Source organism: Streptomyces xiamenensis, assembly GCF_000993785.3.
Taxonomy (GTDB): Bacteria; Actinomycetota; Actinomycetes; order Streptomycetales; family Streptomycetaceae; genus Streptomyces; species Streptomyces xiamenensis.
Window position 1 is genome coordinate 3,849,835 of sequence record NZ_CP009922.3, and the last position, 18,064, is coordinate 3,867,898.

The 18,064-nt window shown below is 71.9% G+C and carries 14 protein-coding genes and 1 pseudogene; 8 read left to right on the forward strand and 7 right to left on the reverse strand.

Annotation, left to right across the window (positions count from 1 at the left end; genetic code table 11):
* The first annotated feature begins 27 nt into the window (after window positions 1-27).
* Window positions 28-765: an antibiotic biosynthesis monooxygenase family protein gene (locus SXIM_RS17895; protein ID WP_030728389.1), complete on the forward strand. Its 738-nt coding sequence runs from the start codon at window positions 28-30 to the stop codon at window positions 763-765.
* Window positions 766-862: 97 nt separating this feature from the next.
* Here SXIM_RS17895 and SXIM_RS17900 read toward each other — a convergent pair whose 3' ends face one another.
* The 5 genes from SXIM_RS17900 to SXIM_RS17920 form a co-directional block, all read right to left on the reverse strand.
* Window positions 863-2,764, reverse strand: a complete 1,902-nt coding sequence (locus SXIM_RS17900; RefSeq protein WP_030728386.1) for a hypothetical protein — start codon at window positions 2,762-2,764, stop codon at window positions 863-865.
* On the reverse strand, window positions 2,761-3,099 hold the full coding sequence (locus SXIM_RS17905; RefSeq protein ID WP_030728383.1) for a 4Fe-4S dicluster domain-containing protein: 339 nt from the start codon (window positions 3,097-3,099) through the stop codon (window positions 2,761-2,763). Before SXIM_RS17905 ends, SXIM_RS17900 begins: the two co-directional genes overlap by 4 nt.
* A gap of 78 nt (window positions 3,100-3,177) precedes the next feature.
* Window positions 3,178-3,972: a DUF3050 domain-containing protein gene (locus tag SXIM_RS17910; RefSeq protein WP_030728381.1), complete on the reverse strand. Its 795-nt coding sequence runs from the start codon at window positions 3,970-3,972 to the stop codon at window positions 3,178-3,180.
* 39 nt (window positions 3,973-4,011) lie between these two features.
* A complete protein-coding gene (locus SXIM_RS17915; RefSeq protein ID WP_174864326.1) occupies window positions 4,012-5,520 on the reverse strand; it encodes a type I glutamate--ammonia ligase in 1,509 nt (502 codons plus the stop codon).
* The gene (locus tag SXIM_RS17920; protein WP_234306783.1) at window positions 5,517-6,929 is read right to left on the reverse strand and encodes an amidase; all 1,413 of its coding nucleotides are present in this window, start codon (window positions 6,927-6,929) and stop codon (window positions 5,517-5,519) included. The genes SXIM_RS17915 and SXIM_RS17920 overlap by 4 nt, the downstream gene beginning before the upstream one ends.
* 251 nt (window positions 6,930-7,180) lie before the next feature.
* Between SXIM_RS17920 and purB the strand changes: the two genes are divergently transcribed.
* The 3 genes and pseudogenes from purB (at window position 7,181) to SXIM_RS17935 (ending at window position 10,941) form a co-directional block, all read left to right on the forward strand.
* Window positions 7,181-8,467 carry an adenylosuccinate lyase gene (purB, locus tag SXIM_RS17925; protein ID WP_078846964.1) on the forward strand — a complete coding sequence of 429 codons (1,287 nt, stop codon included), beginning with the start codon at window positions 7,181-7,183 and terminating at the stop codon, window positions 8,465-8,467.
* Entirely contained in the window at window positions 8,451-8,846 is a 396-nt protein-coding gene (locus tag SXIM_RS17930; RefSeq protein WP_030728374.1) for a GNAT family N-acetyltransferase, read from the forward strand. The genes purB and SXIM_RS17930 overlap by 17 nt, the downstream gene beginning before the upstream one ends.
* A 27-nt stretch (window positions 8,847-8,873) precedes the next feature.
* A pseudogene (locus SXIM_RS17935) lies at window positions 8,874-10,941 on the forward strand (thioredoxin domain-containing protein).
* A 157-nt stretch (window positions 10,942-11,098) separates the two neighbouring features.
* Here SXIM_RS17935 and trhA read toward each other — a convergent pair.
* Window positions 11,099-11,809 carry a PAQR family membrane homeostasis protein TrhA gene (gene trhA / locus SXIM_RS17940; RefSeq protein WP_046724673.1) on the reverse strand — a complete coding sequence of 237 codons (711 nt, stop codon included), beginning with the start codon at window positions 11,807-11,809 and terminating at the stop codon, window positions 11,099-11,101.
* A gap of 239 nt (window positions 11,810-12,048) precedes the next feature.
* Here trhA and SXIM_RS17945 point away from each other — a divergent pair, with 239 nt between their 5' ends.
* From SXIM_RS17945 to SXIM_RS17960, 4 genes are all read left to right on the forward strand, one after another.
* A complete protein-coding gene (locus tag SXIM_RS17945; RefSeq protein WP_046724674.1) occupies window positions 12,049-13,908 on the forward strand; it encodes a phosphoenolpyruvate carboxykinase (GTP) in 1,860 nt (619 codons plus the stop codon).
* Window positions 13,909-14,177: 269 nt separating this feature from the next.
* Window positions 14,178-14,570: a peptidase inhibitor family I36 protein gene (locus tag SXIM_RS17950; RefSeq protein ID WP_046724675.1), complete on the forward strand. Its 393-nt coding sequence runs from the start codon at window positions 14,178-14,180 to the stop codon at window positions 14,568-14,570.
* A gap of 35 nt (window positions 14,571-14,605) precedes the next feature.
* Window positions 14,606-15,469, forward strand: a complete 864-nt coding sequence (locus SXIM_RS17955) for a hypothetical protein (protein WP_148236133.1) — start codon at window positions 14,606-14,608, stop codon at window positions 15,467-15,469.
* 82 nt (window positions 15,470-15,551) lie between these two features.
* Window positions 15,552-16,739 (forward strand): helix-turn-helix domain-containing protein, encoded by a 1,188-nt coding sequence (locus SXIM_RS17960; protein ID WP_053116235.1) that lies wholly within the window; start codon window positions 15,552-15,554, stop codon window positions 16,737-16,739.
* Here SXIM_RS17960 and SXIM_RS17965 read toward each other — a convergent pair whose 3' ends face one another.
* Window positions 16,740-17,954, reverse strand: a complete 1,215-nt coding sequence (locus SXIM_RS17965) for a pyridoxal phosphate-dependent aminotransferase (RefSeq protein ID WP_030728348.1) — start codon at window positions 17,952-17,954, stop codon at window positions 16,740-16,742.
* Between the last annotated feature and the right edge of the window lie 110 nt (window positions 17,955-18,064).

The window sequence follows — 18,064 nt, forward strand, 5'->3', positions numbered from 1 at the left end:
CACCACCACAAGGAGTGCGAGGAGAGCATGCCCTTCATCGATCCCGAACTCGGTCATCTGACCGTGATCAACCTGTTCAAGACGGACGCGCCGGAACGGGTGGACACCCTCGTCCGCGAGATGCGGTCCATCGTCGACACCGCCGACTTCCCCGGCTGGATCTCCAGCACCGTGCACCGGGGACAGCAGAAGATGGGGACCGCGAACTTCATTCAGTGGCGCGGCAAGCAGGACCTGGAATCGCGCTACGACGGAGCCGAGTTCAAGCACCGTACGGTGCCGGTGTTCCACGAGATCACCACCTTCATCCGGCTGATGCAGACCGAGGTGGAGATCGCCCAGCGGCACCCGGCGCTCGGCGACGCCACCGAACTCTCCCCGGACCGGGACGACTACACGGTCATCGAGGTCCTGGGGGTGGCGCCGGGCGACCAGAAGAGCCTGATCGAGACGGTGGGCGCGGCGCACAGCTGGCTGGTGGACGTGCCCGGTTACCGCTCCCAGAGCGTGCTGCGCGGGGTCCGCTCCCGGGGCACCGAGGACGGCTCCCTGACGGCGTTCGGCAAGGACAACGACTTCGTGGTCGTCTACTCCCAGTGGGACGGCCGGGAGGCGTTCGAGGCCTACCGCAACCTGCCCGAGGCCGAGCAGTCCGCGGCCCGGCGTGCCGGCCGGGCGAAGCGTGACGCGCTGATCACCGCCGCCGACTGGAACTCCTACCGGGTGGTGCACACCCGCTCGGCCCCGCAGCCCGTGACGGCCTGACCCGGACCCGGGCGCCGTCCCCGGCAACGCGTCCGCCCGGGGTCCGCCGGCCGTATCGGCCGGCGGAACCCGGGCGTTGGTGTGTCCGCGCCCCGCGCTAACCGGCGATGGTGTCCCAGTGCCACTGGCTGTCGAACGCCCGCACCGCGACGTCCGCGCCACCGGCGACCAGCGCGGCGGCCAGGCCGGTGGCCCGCGCGAGGAACCCCGAGGCCCGGTGCGCCGCCAGCAGCTCCGCCTCGCCGAACGGCCGCCCCTCGCAGCGCAGCAGCCGCAGATCCGCGAACCCCTGGAACGTCCGGCCCAGCACCTCCACGTCCTGCGGGCTGCGGATGCTGTAGCGCACCTTCGCGGCGACATGGCCGTGGTGGTGCTGGTCGGAGTGGTGCGCGATGTCCGGGATCGTGGGCGGCACGAAGTAGTCCCTCGCCACCACCTCCGGCGTCTTCGGCAGATTGCCGACCAGGAAGTGCCACGAGTTGTACTGCATCCGCGCGGACATGGCCCACGCCCGGTCGGCCAGTTCCGCGGCGGAGTCCCCGAAGTACCGGCGGGCGTGCGGCGCCGGCACCACGCAGCAGAAGAAGTCCGGCAGATCCCAGTCCGCGATCGTGGACCAGTCCTCCGCGCGCAGCGCCGCGACCAGCGCGGTCAGCGAGCGCATGCCCCGGCTCATCGCGAAGTCGGCCCCGAACGCCTGCGTCGCCGCCACCACCGTGGTGTGGACGAGCGACTCCAGACCGGTCGCGAAGGCGCCGTGCGGTTCCGCCAGCCAGCCGGGCGCCGCGGCGATCGAGTCGGCCAGCGCCGCGAGCGTGTCACCGGTGGCGGCCGGGAGCCCTTCGCACAGCCGGGCGCACAGCTCCGCCTCGATCCGGCGGACCTCCTCGCCGGGAGGCCCGGCGATCCGCTCGACCTTGTGCATCAACGGCCCGTGGATCTCCCGGTACAGCTGCACGCGACCGGTGATCTCCCGGCGCCGTCGGCCGATCGCCTCCGCGAGGGCGGCCAGATCGGCCACCCGCTGCGAGGCGGCCGGCGGCACCGGTGTCCCGCCGGGCACGCCCTCGTACGCGCGGCGGGTGCGCTCCAGCAGATGCGCCACGTGGCCGGGGGTGAGCTGGGTGCCGTTGGCCTCCTCGATCCGGCCGAACCCGGCCGAGCGCACCAGCAGCGTGAGACAGACCACCATCAGCACGTCGCTGTCCGACCACAGGTCCACCGGGACCCGCTCCAGGGCGCTGAGCGCGCAGTCGGGATGTCCGGGCCACAGCGTCTTGCCGGTGAGCGTGTTGCGGTCCCGGAAGTTGGTGTACTGCCGCTCACCTGAGTACAGCGCGAACGGTGCCGTTCGGCGGGCCGCCTCCGTCAGCAGCGCCAGCATCCCGGCGCGGCCCGCGGGTCCGGCGTTCTCCAGCCACCGCCGGGCGTCCCCGACCGCCTCCGCCTCCCGCGCGGTGTCCCGCGCCGACTCGGCGCGGTAGCACTCCAGCTGACGTGCCGACCAGGGCACCCGCAGGACGCCGCCCACCAGGTCCTCGCGGCCGGACAGCGGGGGCTGCGAGGGAACGCGCAGGAGGACCCGTCCGCTGGTGTTCAGGCCGATCTCGCCGGAGAACGCCACCGCGTCCGGATCCGGCCCGGCCACCCGGGATCCGGCCGCGTCCTGCGGCTCCGGCTCGCGCCACGTTCTGCCGTACAGCACCCGCAGCGCGGTCTCCTCGGCGGCGGGCAGCGCCCGCAGCTGGACATCGGCCGGTACGTGTCCGTCCAGGGTGAGCAGGATGTCCACGGCTTCGTCCCCGCCGGGGGCGGCGAGCGCCCGCTGCCAGGTCCGCTTCAGCAGGCCGGGGAACCCGGCGTCGTCGGCCACCGGGTAGTCCGGCCCGGCCGCCGCGCCCGCCCGCTGCCCGAGCCTGCTGGGACGGCGGCTGATCCGCGCCTTGGCCAGCGCGGCCCTGCGGGAGGTCCCGGTGTCCCGGCCGGCGGGCACCGTCATGACGCCGCCTCCCCGGCCGTCAGCCCGACGTGGTCCCACAGCACGTCCCCGGTGGGCGCCCACTCCTCGTCCACATAGATGCAGTCCATGGGGCAGACCAGCACACAGGCCGGGCAGCCCGAGCACAGCTCGGGGACGATGACCACATCGAGCCCGCGGTCGAAGATCGCGCCGAACTCCTCGGGGCAGTTGCGCAGGCACAGATCGCAGGTGATGCACTCCGACGCCTCGATACGACGCGGCGGCTTTCTCCAGTTGTCACCGCGCGCACGCCGGGCGATCCGCTCGTCGCGCCCGGCGTTCGGTACGGGGGAAGTCTCCTTGGGCAACGGCATGTCGTGCTCTCACCTCGGTTTCGGGGCGGGTCCCGGGCCCATGCCGCCTCGGGCCCGGGACGTACGGGGGTGGTCCGGTCAGCGCGCGCGTTCGAGGATCGTGCCGAGGATGCCGTCCCACAGCCGGGTGCGGGCCGCGAGCGCCGTGGTGACGGTCTCCTCGCACTCCGCCCACTTGCGGTCGTCGTCACCGCACAGATCGGCGAGCATCTGCATGGCCATCGGGGTGTGTTCCTCGCTGTCCACCTGGATGTGCCGGCGCAGATAGTCGACGAACGTGGACAGTTCGGCGTGCTCGGCCCCCAGCGCGGCGACCTGGTCGAACATGTCGGGGATCAGGTCCTCGCGGCTGAACGCGAAGGCCGCGGCCCGCTGGTGCACCGGGGCGTTCTCGATGAAGTCCCACGTGGTGGCCACGAACTCGGCCGCGGGGCCCGGCACGTCCGCCTCCTTCAGCGCGGCCAGCGGCGGCCGTCCGCCGCGCAGCAGCCCGATGAAGGTGTCGATCCGCGCGGTGTCGGCGCCCGCCTGCCGCATCCCGTCCAGATACAGCTCGAAGTGGCTGATGAATCCGTTGCCCAGCTCGTCGCTCTCCTCCACCAGGACGATGTCGTTGATCAGCCGCCGGCTGCCGGTGGGGCCCTCCGGCAGCCACGGCACGTCCACACAGGTCAGGTCGCGCTGCAGGGACTTCAGCAGCGACATGAAGTCCCACACCGCGTAGGCATGGTGCTCCATGAAGGTGACGACCGCGTCCTTGGTGTTGAGCTGGTGGTAGATCGGGTGTCCGATCACCTTGCGCCGGGCCGGCTCGATGGCCTGCTTGAGCCGTTCGATGCCGGGGTTCGTCTTGCCCCAGTCGTAGCGTGACATGGCGTTCTCCTCACTGTCGGGCCGTGGTGGCCGTGCGGGTCAGTAGGCGCCGAAGTACTCGCGGTGCTCCCAGTCGGTGACCCCGCCACCGGCGGGCCGCTCGGCCGCGCGCCAGGCGTCGTACCGGGCGAGTTCGCTTTCCTTCAGGCTCGTCAGACAGGTCTTCAGCGGTGCGCCGAGCAGCCGGGTGACGCGCTCGCTCGCGCGGAACGCGTCCAGTGCCTCGCGCAGGGACGCCGGCAGCTCCGGGTACCCGGGTCCGGTGGCCGAGCCTGCCCGGGGGCTCCCGGCGTTCAGGCCTTCCAGCCCCGCGCACAGCTGGGAGGCGATGGCCAGATAGGGGTTGGCGCACGGCTCCCCGATCCGGTTCTCGGCGTGCGTCGAGGCGTCCCCGCCGAGCACCCTGACCATGGCGCCGCGGTCCTCGAAGCGCCAGTCGGCGGTGGTGGGGGAGAGGGTGAACTCCGGTGCCAGCCGCCGGTATCCGTTGACGGTCGGCACCGACAGCAGACAGAACTCCCGTCCCCGCGCCAGCAGTCCCTCGACGTAGGCCACCCCGGCGGGCGACAGGGTGTCCTGCGCGCCGCCGGGGAACACGTTGCCGCCCGTCTTGGTGCTGGTCACGGACTGGTGCAGATGCCAGCCGCTGGAGTCCGCGCCGTCCAGCCGGGGCAGTGTCATGAACGACGCGTGATGTCCCACGCTCCGGCAGAACCGCTTGACCTGGGTACGGAACAGCAGCATGGCGTCCGCCGCGTCCTGGGCCAGCATCGGCCCGAAGGTGGTCTCCAGCTGTCCCGGCCCCGACTCGTGCTCGATGGTGCGCAGCGGCAGGCCCAGCCCGCTCAGCAGGGCGGCCAGCGGGTCGGCGACATGGGCCACCGAGTCGTAGTACGCGTCCAGGTTGAACTGGTAGCCGGGGTTCATGGCCGCGACGGCCGGGGCGTCGCCCTGGAGCCCGAAGCCGTTGCCCGCGTTGCCGGGCGGCCCCTCCAGCAGGCGGGTCAGGTACCACTCGATCTCCAGCCCGATGACCGGCGCCAGGTCCTGCCGGGCGTACTCGGCCAGGACCCGGCGCAGCACGCCGCGGGTGGACAGCGGGTGCGGCGAGCCGTCGCGCAGGTACTCGTCCCCGAGTACCCAGGCGGTCCGCGGCCCGGGTCCTGGCAGCACCTGGAAGGTGCACGGGTCGGGCACGAGCACGAAGTCGCCCGCGCCGCGCAGTTCGTCCACGCCCACCCCGGAGTCCGTGCGGAAGTCCACGGCGACCGCGTGCCCGGTGTCGAAGAGGAAGGGACCGGCGCTGAAGTCCATGCCGTTGCGCAGCACCGTGCGGAACACCTCGGCGGGCACCGTCTTCGAGCGGGCCAGCCCGTGCGGGTCGCAGAAGACGACCCGCACCAGCTCGACCTCCGCGAGCGCCACCGCGATCCGCTCCGCGGCGGCCGCCTGCCGCTCGTCCCACAGGCCGAACTCGGCCACGAACGAGGGGCGTCCGACGCCGCTGTCCTCGCCTGGCAGGGACCATGGCCTCGATATCACGATCATTCCCCTTTCGGTCGCGGGCCGGGCGGCACCATCGCCAGGCCGAGTTCCGCCTCGATCCGGCCGGCGGTCGAGAGCACCAGGTCGTCCTCGCCGACCCGGCCGACGAGTTGCAGCCCGACGGGCAGCCCGCGCGCAGTGTGGCCGACGGGCAGGGACAGGGCGGGCTGGCCGGTGAGGTTGAACGGGTAGGTGGCGGGCGTCCACGCGAGCCACAGCAGGTCCTCCGGCTCGGCGGCCCAGGGCGGGGCGATGGCGTGGGCGGAGAACGGCTCGGCGGGCACCGTCGCCATGGCCAGCAGGTCGTAGTCCTCCATCAGCCCGGCCAACCGGGCCCGCAGCGCTATCCGGGCCTCCTCGGCGCGGATCACCGCGGCGCCGCTGAGGGTCCGCCCGTACCGCACGAGCGCCAGCCGTCCCGGGTCGCACCGGTCCTCGTCCCCCGGGGCGGTACCGGCGGCCTCGGCGGCGGCCAGGATGTCCACCAGCGCCGCGTACGGGTCGGCGAAAGGCAGGTCCAGGCGTTCGATCCGGTGACCCTGGGCGGACAGCGCCGGCAGGGCGTCCTCGGTGACCCGGCGCACCGCCCCGTCTGTGTAAGGGAATTCGATCCAGCCGATGCGCAGCGGCCCGCTCCCGGCGGGCCGGGCGGGCGGCACGGCCGCCGAGTCGGGGTCGCGGGGGTCGGGGCCCGCCATCACCGCGGTCAGCACGGCGGCGTCGGCGACGCTGCGGGCCAATGGCCCCAGGTGGGCCAGCCGGTCCCCGCCCGGCGGCAGATAGGGGACGCGGCCGAAGGTCGGTTTGAAGCCGACCACGCCGCAGAACGAGGCGGGGATCCGGATCGAGCCCGCACCGTCGGTGCCCAGGGCGGCGGTGCACAGCCCGGCGGCCACCGCGGCGGCGGAGCCCCCGCTGGAGCCCCCGGCGGTCAGGTCCGGCGCCCAGGGGTTACGGGTGGGCGGCGCCACCCGGCTGACCGTGCTGGCGCTCCACCCGTACTCGGAGGTGCGGGTCTTCCCCACCACGATCGCGCCGGCCGCGCGCAGCCGGGCCACGGCCGGCGGGTCGGTGTCGGGACGGCGGTTGGGCAGCAGCGAGCCGCGGGTGGTGGGCAGATGCCGGGTCTGGACGAGGTCCTTCACCGCGACCGTGACCCCGAGCAGCGGGCGGTCGCGGAACGCTGCCTCGCCGAGGCGGGCGAGCAGCCGGTCGGCGTCCTCGGCCTCGGCGAGCGCGCGGTCGCCGGCCACCGCCACGAACGCCCCGAGGGCGGGCTCGGCGGCACGGATGGCGGCCAGCGCGGACCTGACCTGCCCGGCGACCGTGGTGCGGTCCCGCAGCAGTGCGTTCCTGGTGTCGCGAATACCGGGCCGCTCGGGCCGGGTTGTCGCGGTGCTGGTGAGTGACACGGCACTACTACAGGGCCTGGAAGGAATACCGGGCAACCAGTGTTCTCCCCGGGGCGGATTCCCGGACCGCAATCGCGGAGAAAAACGCTGCGGCGGGGCCGGAATCCCCCCGTTCAACTGCGGAAAATCGACGGTTGAACAAGAGCAACCACGGAGAAAAAACGGCCCCTTCCCGCCCCGGACCTGCGACTCCCGCAGTGCGCCCCGCTATTCTGCGGCCGGCAACAATTGCCTGCGGAAGGAGTACGGTGATGATATCCCGCTATGCGCTTCCCGAAATGGCGGAGCTGTGGACGGACCAGGCCCGCTATGCCACGTGGACGAGGGTGGAGGTCCTGGTCTCCCGGGCCCAGGCGCGGCTCGGCACGGTCCCCGCGAGTGCGCTGGCGGACATCGAGCGGGCCCGGGTGCCGGCCGCCGCCCGGGTCGCTGAGCTGGAGCGCGCCCGCGACCACGAGATCCTGTCCTTCCTCGCGGCGTACTGCGAGGACATCCCCGACGACTCGGCCCGCTGGGTCCACCTGGGCATGACCAGCTACGACCTGGTGGACACCGCCTTCGGCCACACCTTGGGACGCGCCTGCGACGTGCTGCACACGGCCGTGACCCGGCTGCGCGCCGCCCTGGTGGACCAGGCCGTCGCGCACTGGGACACCCCCTGCGTCGGCCGCACCCACGGGATGCACGCGGAGCCCACCACCTTCGGCCACAAGCTCGCCGGGTTCGCCTTCGCCATCGACCGCTGCGCCCGCCGGCTGACGGACGCGCGCGCCGCGGTGGCGGTGGGCACCATCTCCGGATCGGTGGGCACGTACGGGCTGATCGACCCGTACGTGGAGCGGTATGTGTGCGGCGAACTGGGCCTGGGGGTGGAGGAGATGCCCTCCCAGGTGGTGGCGCGCGACCGGCACGCCCAGCTGCTGCAGGCGGTGGCCGTACTCGGTGCCTGCGTGGAGCAGCTCGCGGTGGAGACGCGGTTGCTCTCCCGCACCGAGGTGCGTGAGGTGGAGGAGCCGCGGACCTCCGCCTACCAGGGCTCCAGCGCCATGCCGCACAAGCGCAACCCGACCACCGGCGAGCGGCTGACCGGGCTCGCCCGGCTGCTGCGCGGCTACGCCGGGATGGCGCTGGAGAACGTGGCGCTGTGGCACGAGCGCGACCTGTCCCACTCGTCCGTCGAGCGGGTCGCGGTGCCGGACGCGATGACCGTCGCGCACTACCAGGCCACCGCCGCGGCCGACCTGGTGACGGGGCTTCAGGTCGACAAGGAGCGGATGCGCGCCGCGATCGACCACACCGGCGGTCTGGTGTACAGCTCGGCGGTGCTCGCCGACCTGCTGGAGGGCGGCACCGAACGCGAACGGGCCTACCGGGCGATCCAGTCCGCCGCCGACACCGTGGCGTCCGGCGACGGGGATCTCGCCACCGCCCTCGCCTCCGGGGGAATTGACATCGGTCCGCTGGAGCCGGAGCGTTTTCTCGGCCATCACGACGTGCTCTTCAAGCGATTGGAAACCCTGCGTGGACATCAAGCGTGAGGAAGGCGCCGCCCTGGACCTGGCGGAGGTGCTGGAGGTGTACCGGTCCTCCGGGCTCGGCGAACGCCGGCCGGTCGCCGACACCGAGCGGATGGCGGACATGGTCCGCAACGCCAATCTGGTGGTCACCTGCCGGATCGACGGCGCACTGGTGGGCATCGCGCGCAGTGTCTCGGACTTCTCCTACGTGACCTATCTGTCCGACATCGCGGTGAGCGCCGCGCACCAGCGCTCGGGCATCGGCCGGGCACTGATCGAGGCGACCCGCGAGGAGGCGCCGACGGCCAAGATCGTGCTGCTCTCGGCGCCCGCCGCCACCGGCTACTACCCGCACATCGGCTTCACCCGGCACGACTCGGCCTGGCTGCTGAACCCGTAGCGGCCACGCCCGTGCGACGATGCCGCTATGAACCGACTGGCAGATTCCCAGTCGCCCTACCTCCTCCAGCACGCCTCCAATCCGGTGGATTGGTGGCCATGGGGAGAGGAGGCGATGACGGAAGCCGAGCGGCGGGACGTGCCCATTCTCTTGAGTGTGGGCTATGCGTCCTGCCACTTAGCTTCTCCTAGTTCACTGGTGCCATGTGATGGCGCGCGAGAGTTTCGAGGATCAGGAGACCGCCGACTATCTCAATGAGCATTTCGTCGCCGTGAAGGTCGACCGCGAGGAACGCCCGGACGTGGACTCCGTCTACATGGACGCGGTGCAGGCCGCGACCGGGCAGGGCGGCTGGCCGATGACGGTGTTCATGACGGCGGCCGGGGAGCCGTTCTACTTCGGCACCTACTTCCCGCCGCAGCCGCGCGAGGGCCTGCCGTCGTTCCGTCAGTTGCTGGCCGGAGTGCACACGGCGTGGAGCGAGCGGCGCGGCGAGGTCACCGAAGTGGCCGCCCGGATCGGGCGGGAGCTGGCGGGGCGGGAGCTGGAGTACAGCGCCCCGCGCGCACCGGGGGAGGCCGAGCTGGCGATGGCGCTGGGCGGCGTGCGCGGGGACTTCGACGCCGAACGGGGCGGCTTCGGCGGTGCGCCGAAGTTCCCGCCGTCGATGGTGCTGGAGTTCCTGCTGCGCCACCACGCGCGTACGGGGGCGCCCGAGGCGCTGGAGATGGTGGAGCGCACCGCCCAGGCCATGGCGCTGGGCGGACTGTACGACCAACTGGGCGGCGGCTTCTCCCGGTACGCGGTGGACAACGCGTGGGCCGTACCGCACTTCGAGAAGATGCTGTACGACAACGCGCTGCTGGCCCGGGTGTACACGCACTGGTGGCGGGCCACCGCGTCCCCGCTGGCGCGCCGGATCGCGCTGGAGACGGCGGAGTTCATGGTGCGCGAGCTGCGTACCGCGCAGGGCGGTTTCGCCTCCGGCCTGGACGCGGACAGCGACGACGAGCACGGGCGGCACCGCGAGGGAGCGTTCTACGTCTGGACCCCGGACCAGGTGCGGGCGGCGCTGGGAGAAGAGGACGGCGACCGCGCGGCCCGGCTGTACGGGGTGACGCCGGCCGGGAACTTCGAGGAGGGCGCCTCCGTCCTGCGGCTGCTGCCGGGCACCGACCACGATCCGGCGCTGCGGGCCGCCCTGCTGGCGGCGCGCGGTGAGCGCGCCCGCCCCGGGCGGGACGAGAAGGTGGTCGCGGCCTGGTGCGGTCTGGCGATCGCGGCGCTCGCGGAGACCGGGGCGTGCTTCGACCGGCCGGACCTGGTGGACGCGGCACGGGATGCCGCGCTGCTGCTGACGGACGTGCACACCCGGCGGGACGCGGACGGTGACGGCGTACGGCTATCCCGCACCTCGCGGGACGGCACGGCCGGGCCGAGCGCAGGGGTGCTGGAGGACTACGCGGATGTGGCGGAGGGCTATCTCGCGCTGTACGCGGTGACCGGCGAGACCCGCTGGCTGACCGGCGCCGGGGAGCTGCTGGAGACGGTGCTGGCGCACTTCGCGACCCCCGACGGGGCGCTGTACGACACGGCGGACGACGCGGAGCGCCTGATCCGCCGGCCGCAGGACCCCAGCGACGGGGCCAGCCCGGCCGGCTGGACGGCGGCGGCCGGAGCGCTGCTGTCGTACGCCGCGTACACCGGCTCGGGGCTGCACCGGGAGGCGGCGCGGCGGGCGCTGGGCATCGTGACGGCGCTGGGGGAGCGCGCCCCGCGCTTCATCGGCTGGGGCCTGGCGGTGGCGGAGGCGGCGCTCGACGGCCCGCGCGAGGTGGCGGTGGCGGGTCCGCCCGGGGACCCGGCGACGCAGGAACTGCACCGTACGGCACTGCGCTCGACCGCGCCGGGTGCGGTGGTCTCGATGGGCGCCCCCGACACGCCGGACGCGCCGCTGCTGAGCGACCGCGCGCTGCGGGACGGCCTGCCCACGGCGTACGTGTGCCGCGACTTCGTCTGCGCCCTGCCGACGACGGATCCGGTCGAACTGGCCCACCAACTGCGCACCGGCCGCGCGGAGGACGCCACGGGGTGACGTGCGGGCCGCGGCGGCCCGCCCGCCCGCTCCGCCCGGTACCTGACGGCCTCGGTCAGGCCGCCGACGAGGGAGCCGGCGAAGAACCGCGGTTCCGGGCCGTCGGCGGCGTGGCCGGTACGGGCGGAGGGGCTCTCACAAGGAAGCTGCTGCCACGCTATGCGTGCTGATAGGCGACGATCGAGATGCCGACGTAGTGCACCGCGAACGCCGCCAGCGTCAGCGAGTGGAACACCTCGTGGAAGCCGAACCAGCGCGGCGACGGGTTGGGCCGCTTCATCCCGTAGATGACACCGCCCGCGCTGTACAGCAGCCCGCCGATGACCACCAGCGTCATGACCACGACGCCGCCTGTGCGCAGAAAGTCCGGCAGGAAGAAGACCGCTGCCCAGCCCATGGCGATGTAGCACGGGGTGTACAGCCAGCGCGGCGCGCCGACCCAGAAGACCCGGAAGGCGATGCCGGCCACGGCCGCCGCCCAGATGCCCCACAGCAGGATCTGCCCCCGTGCGCCCTCCAGCAGCAGGATCGTCAGCGGCGTGTAGGTGCCCGCGATGATCAGGAAGATGTTGGCGTGATCGAGGCGGCGCAGCACCGCGGCGACCCGCGGCGGCCAGTTGCCGCGGTGGTAGAGCGCGCTGACGCCGAAGAGCAGGCATGCGGTCAGCGTGTAGACGGCGCAGGCGACACGGCCCCGGGGGCTGCCGGCGAGAGCCGTCAGGAAGACCCCGGCGATCAGCACCGCCGGGAACATCATCGCGTGCAGCCAGCCGCGCAGCCGCGGCTTGACCGGGGCTGAGGTCGGCGGGGACAGCGGGGGTGCGGGCGCTTCGGTCCCTTCGGCGGCCTGGGCCGCGGCAGCAGTCATGCCGCCGATGCTACCGAGGGCGCCTGGGCCATTGGAGGCGAGCGGCCGGGAGGGTGCGTACGCGGCGGGGCGTGCGCCTGCTCACTTGAGCTGCTCTGGACACAGACGAGAAGACGACGCAGAATCATTGGAACAGATGAGCGCGATGGCTTCCGGATGAGCAGAGCACGTACTCACCGGGAACGCTCACCTTGCAGCACCCCAAAACCCTCAGACCCTCGAAACCCTCAGGAGTGATCGTGGCGCTGACGTCAGCCAGTCCCGTCACCACCCACAGCACGGACTCCGCCCCCACCCGCCACCGCGAGCTCCTCGCCTGGGTGAGCGAGATCGCGGACCTCACCCAGCCCGACCGGGTCGTATGGTGCGACGGCTCCCAGGCCGAGTACGACCGGCTGTGCGCGGAACTGGTCCAGCGAGGCACCTTCACCGCACTCGACCCCGTCAAGAGGCCGCACTCCTACTACGCCGCCTCCGACCCGACCGACGTCGCCCGGGTCGAGGACCGCACCTACATCTGCTCCGAGCGCGAGCAGGACGCCGGGCCCACCAACCACTGGAAGGACCCCGCCGAGATGCGGGACATCTTCGGTGGCGAGCGCGGCCTCTTCCGCGGCTCGATGCGCGGGCGCACCATGTACGTCGTCCCGTTCTGCATGGGCCCGCTCGGCTCCCCGCTGTCCGCCCTCGGCGTCGAGATCACCGACTCCGCGTACGTCGCCGTCGCCATGCGCACCATGACCCGCATGGGCAGCGCCGTCCTGGAGCAGCTCGGTACGGACGGGGAGTTCGTCCGCGCCGTGCACTCGGTCGGCGCCCCGCTGGGCCCCGGGCAGCAGGACGTGCCCTGGCCCTGCAACGCCACCAAGTACATCTCCCACTTCCCCGAGACCCGCGAGATCTGGTCCTACGGCTCCGGGTACGGCGGCAACGCGCTGCTGGGCAAGAAGTGCTACGCGCTGCGCATCGCCTCCGTCATGGCCAGGGACGAGGGCTGGCTGGCCGAGCACATGCTCATCCTCAAGCTCACCCCGCCCACCGGTGAGGCCCGGTACATCGCCGCGGCGTTCCCCTCCGCGTGCGGCAAGACCAACCTCGCCATGCTCCAGCCCACCATCCCCGGCTGGACGGTGGAGACCATCGGCGACGACATCGCCTGGATGCGGTTCGGCGCGGACGGCCAGCTGTACGCCATCAACCCGGAGGCGGGCTTCTTCGGCGTGGCCCCCGGCACCGGAGAGCAGACCAACGCCAACGCCATGAAGACGCTGTGGGGCAACTCCGTCTTCACCAATGTCGCCCTCACCGACGACGGGGACGTGTGGTGGGAGGGCATGACGGACGAGCCGCCGGCCCATCTGACGGACTGGCGCGGCAACGACTGGACACCGGAGTCCGGCACCCCCGCCGCGCACCCCAACGCCCGCTTCACGGTGCCCGCCGCGCAGTGCCCGACGATCGCCCCCGAGTGGGAGGACCCGGCCGGGGTGCCGATCTCGGCGATCCTGTTCGGCGGGCGCCGGGCGACCGCCGTGCCGCTGGTGACCGAGTCCTTCGACTGGCAGCACGGTGTCTTCCTGGGCGCGAACGTCGCCTCCGAGAAGACCGCCGCCGCCGAGGGCACGGTGGGCGAGCTGCGCCACGACCCGTTCGCGATGCTGCCGTTCTGCGGCTACAACATGGGCGACTACTTCGCCCACTGGCTGAAGATCGGGCAGAGCGCCGACCCGGCGAAGCTGCCGAAGATCTACTACGTCAACTGGTTCAAGAAGGACGCCGCGGGCCGCTTCGTGTGGCCGGGCTTCGGCGAGAACAGCCGGGTGCTGAAGTGGATCGTGCAGCGGCTCAACGGCGAGGCCGCCGGGGTGGAGTCGGCGATCGGCGTGCTGCCGGCGCCCGGCTCGCTGGACGTGGAGGGTCTGGGGCTGAGCGAGAGCGAGCTGGAGTTCCTGCTGGAGGTCGACCGTGAGGTGTGGCGCCGGGAGGCGGCCCTGATCCCGGCCCATCTGGACACCTTCGGCGACCACACGCCGCGCGCCCTGTGGGACGAGTACCACGCGCTGGTGGGGCGGCTGGTGAAGCTGCCCGCCCGCGACTGACACCGGTGACGGAGGCGAACACCCTCCGTGACCCCACCGGCAAGCCGGCCCCCGCCCGACGACGTGCGGGGGCCGGCTTCGTGCGTGCCTGCGGCCCGTCCCGCACGCCATCCCACGGTGCGACAAAATGGCAGGTCAGAGGTGCTTCGGCGTCCCATCGTCCCGTACCCCCGGTGCTGCGTTGACCGCGGGGGGAGGGTGGCGGGCAGTGTTCTCCCAGCACGCGGCGGACGGCCGCAGCGACCACACACAGTGGAGGGTGAAGAAGGATGAAGAACCGCATCAAGGCCCTGCGCACGAAGATCGGCATCGCCGCGGGGGCCACGGTCCTGGCGGGGGTGGGGATCGGCGCGATGGCGACGCCGGCCCAGGCCGCCTATTCCGACTGCTCGGCCGGCGCACTGTGCGCGTACCTGTCCACCAGCGGTGGCGGCAGCCCGGGCCAGGTCTTCGGCGACAACAGCAACCTGCGCCAGTACGACAAGTTCGCCCGGGCGAAGTCGCTGAAGAACAACGGGAACCAGTGCAACGTCCGGCTGTGGGTGGGGACCGGGTTCACCGGGGACAACCACCGCCTGACCCGCGGCCACGTCATCTCCAACACGCAGACGTGGAACAACGGGATGTTCCGCAACGGCGTCGGCGCCAACAAGTGGTGCTGATACGGCGCCGCGGCACACCTCTTCTGCTCGCCGGGGTGGCGATCCTCGCGGCCGGATGCCAGTCATCCGGCCGCGAGGCCCCGGACGAGCCGCCCGATCCCCGGCCGCTGAACGGCGTCGTCCACTTCACCGCCACGCAGGAGAGCGCGCTGTGGCAGGCGGAGGAGGAGGGAGTGCGGGCCTGCATGCGCGAACGGGGGCACCGCTACGTCTCGGTGGAGGAGCAGGACACCCGCCGCACGGCCGCGGCCAGCCCCTACGGACTGCTGCGCCCCGGCTGGTCGGAGGACGACGGCTACGGCATGACCGCAGAGGTGTTCGCCGGACCGCCGTCCGACCCCAACGAGGGCCATCTGGCGGGCCTCACCGAGGAGGAGGCGGCGGACTGGCGGCGGGCGCTGCTCGGGGACGAGGAGAACTTCCGGGAGATCGTGCTGGCGGACGGACCGACCATCGGCTACGACCCGGACTCCTGTGTCGGTGTGGCACGGGCGGGGGTCTACGGCGCGGAATGGCCGGATCTCTATTACCCGATGGAGCAGCTGAGCAACGAGGTCATCGAGCTGACCCGGGAGTCGGGGGGCTTCCGGGGGGCCGAGGCCCTGTGGGCGGGGTGCATGGCGGAGCGGGGGCTCGCCTACGAGTCGCTGGAGGACCCCCGCCGGGAGATCCAGGATCTGCTGTCGGAGGGGGTGACCCCCGAGGCGGCGGGGGAACGGGAGCTGGAGCTGGCCCGCACGGATCTGGAATGCCAGCTGGAGACAGGACTTCACGAGGAGGTGGAACGTGCCCAGCAAGAAGTCGAACAAGCGGTCGGGGTCGAAGCGCGGCTGGAGCTGGAACGCTACGAACAAGCCAAGGTGATCGCTCTTGAACGATCCAAAGTTGGCCGAGAGTAATCGGAACCATCACGCAGGGTAGCCAAATCCCCCGCTGGTCACTAAGCTGCCGGTGACAGGCACTTGGACCACTGGGGGAGAGATGCCCGAAGGACGCGAACGCGCCGTCGCTATCGAGGCATTCGCCGGGCGGCTGCGCGAACTGAAGGACGGTACCAGTCACAGCTTTGAGTCACTGGCCCGCCGCATCGGGGTGAGCCGTTCCACACTGCACCGCTACTGCCAGGGCAAGGGCGTCCCGGGCGAGTTCGCGACCGTGGAACGCTTCGCGCGGGCCTGCAAGGCCGACCGGGTAGTCCTGACCGAACTGCACCGGTTGTGGGTGCTGGCCGATGAGGAATACCGGCGCGGGGACGTACCCGCACCGGCCGAGGCGACGGCGGGGGAAGACGTACAGCCGTCGCCCGAGCCGGCGCAGGTCCCCGACCCGAGCCCGGTAGCGGCCATCACCCCCCAGTCCGCCGCACCGCCGCAGGACCGGGCCCCCGACCCGGGCCCGGATCCGGCGACGGACGCGGCGGCAGGGTCGCGCCGTTCCCGCCGCTGGCTGGTGGCGGGAGCGGCCGCGGCGCTGATCGCCCTCGCCGGTGCCTTAGTGCTGTGGGACAGGGAGGGCCCATCCGGCGAGAGCAGCGCCGGCAAGCAGGCCGACGACCGTCCGCTGTTCAGCGGCGTCTGCGACGAGCCCCTCGCCATGGGCCGGCACGACGGCTGCGTCGAGGAACTCCAGAAACTGCTCGTCGAACGGGGCCTGCCCCTGGTCGTCGACGCCCAGTACGGCCCCGAGACGCTGCGCCGGGTCACCGCCTTCCAGGTGCTCTCCGACCTCCCCGTCAACGGGGTCGTGGGGGACGAGACCAAGAACGCGCTGTACGAGTCCGACCTGCGGGTGACCACCTGGAGCGAGGAGGAGATCACCGACCGCATCCGCGAGGTCTTCCCCGGCGAGGCGGGCGATCAGGCGGTGCTGATCTCCCGCTGCCAGTCCCGCCTCGACCCGTTCTACGTGCTCGCCAACGAGAACGGGACCCGCAACTGGGGCCTGTTCCAGCTCACCGACTTCCGGGTGCGCCAGGCCGGAGGCACCACGCTGGACGCCTTCGACCCGGAGTTCAACATCCAGGCCGCCTACCAGCTGTGGTCGCAGAACGAGGACTTCCGCGACTGGCCGTTCTGCCTCCCCGCCCTGGACAACCCGCAGAACCAGGACGAGGAGGAGAAGGGCGGCGACGAGGACGCCGGCGAGGAGCCGGCCGAGGACCAGCCCTGATCAGAACTGCTGCTGATAGCCGTCCAGGAACTTCCCGATCCGGGTGACCGCGTCCGTCAGCTGGGTCACCGACGGCAGCGTCACGATGCGGAAGTGATCCGGCTCCGGCCAGTTGAAGCCCGTGCCGTGCACAATCATGATCTTCTCGGCGCGCAGCAGATCCAGCACCATCTGCCGGTCGTCCTTGATCTTGTACACCTTGGGGTCGAGCCGGGGGAACGCGTACAGCGCGCCCTTCGGCTTGACGCAGGTCACCCCCGGGATCTGGGTCAGCAGGTCGTACGCGACGTCCCGCTGCTCCTTGATCCGCCCGCCCGGCAGCACCAGCTTCTCGATCGACTGCCGGCCGAACAGCGCCGCCGCCACCGCGTGCTGCGCCGGCATATTGGCGCACAGTCGCATATTGGCCAGGATCGTCAGACCCTCGATGTAGTTGCCCGCGTTCTCCTTGGGCCCGCACACCGCCATCCAGCCGCTGCGGAAACCCGCCACGCGGTAGTTCTTGGACAGACCGTTGAAGGTCAGGGTCAGCACGTCCGGCGCGATCGCCGCCATCGGGGTGTGCGTGGTGCCGTCGTACAGGATCTTGTCGTAGATCTCGTCCGAGCACAGCACGAGCCGGTGCCGCCGCGCCACATCCGCCAGCTGCCGCAGCATCTCGTCGCTGTAGACGGCCCCGGTCGGATTGTTGGGATTGATCACCACCAGCGCCTTGGTGCGGTCGGTGATCTTCCGCTCGATGTCGGCGATGTCCGGCATCCACTCGGCCTGCTCGTCGCACCGGTAGTGCACCGCCGTACCGCCGGCCAGCGACACCGACGCCGTCCACAGCGGATAGTCGGGCGCCGGGACCAGCACCTCGTCCCCGTCGTCCAGCAGCGCCTGCATCGACATCTGGATCAGCTCGGAGACCCCGTTGCCCAGGTAGATGTCCTCCACCGACAGCTGGATGCCCTTGGTCTGGTAGTGCTGCATCACCGCGCGGCGCGCCGACAGCAGCCCCTTCGCGTCGCCGTACCCGTGCGCGCTGGAGACATTGCGCAGGATGTCCTCGAGGATCTCCGGCGGGCACTCGAACCCGAACGCCGCCGGGTTCCCCGTGTTCAGCTTGAGGATCCGGTGACCCGCTGCTTCGAGCCGCATGGCCTCCTCGAGCACCGGGCCGCGGATTTCGTAACAGACATTGGCGAGCTTCGCCGACTGGATCACCTGCATGTCCGCCACCCTACGACCGTGCGACGGACGGCGCCTTGTGTTTTCCCCCACCGGAGCGAGCACGCGATGGCCTCGGGCGATCGCACTGCGTTGACCCGTGACGTACACGG

Coding starts and splice junctions, on each gene's coding strand:
- SXIM_RS17895 (WP_030728389.1), top strand. CDS start 28: ATGCCCTTCATCGATCCCGAACTCGGTCATCTGACCGTGATCAACCTG.
- SXIM_RS17900 (WP_030728386.1), bottom strand. CDS start 2,764: ATGACGGTGCCCGCCGGCCGGGACACCGGGACCTCCCGCAGGGCCGCG.
- SXIM_RS17905 (WP_030728383.1), bottom strand. CDS start 3,099: ATGCCGTTGCCCAAGGAGACTTCCCCCGTACCGAACGCCGGGCGCGAC.
- SXIM_RS17910 (WP_030728381.1), bottom strand. CDS start 3,972: ATGTCACGCTACGACTGGGGCAAGACGAACCCCGGCATCGAACGGCTC.
- SXIM_RS17915 (WP_174864326.1), bottom strand. CDS start 5,520: ATGATCGTGATATCGAGGCCATGGTCCCTGCCAGGCGAGGACAGCGGC.
- purB (WP_078846964.1), top strand. CDS start 7,181: ATGATATCCCGCTATGCGCTTCCCGAAATGGCGGAGCTGTGGACGGAC.
- trhA (WP_046724673.1), bottom strand. CDS start 11,809: ATGACTGCTGCCGCGGCCCAGGCCGCCGAAGGGACCGAAGCGCCCGCA.
- SXIM_RS17950 (WP_046724675.1), top strand. CDS start 14,178: ATGAAGAACCGCATCAAGGCCCTGCGCACGAAGATCGGCATCGCCGCG.
- SXIM_RS17960 (WP_053116235.1), top strand. CDS start 15,552: ATGCCCGAAGGACGCGAACGCGCCGTCGCTATCGAGGCATTCGCCGGG.
- SXIM_RS17965 (WP_030728348.1), bottom strand. CDS start 17,954: ATGCAGGTGATCCAGTCGGCGAAGCTCGCCAATGTCTGTTACGAAATC.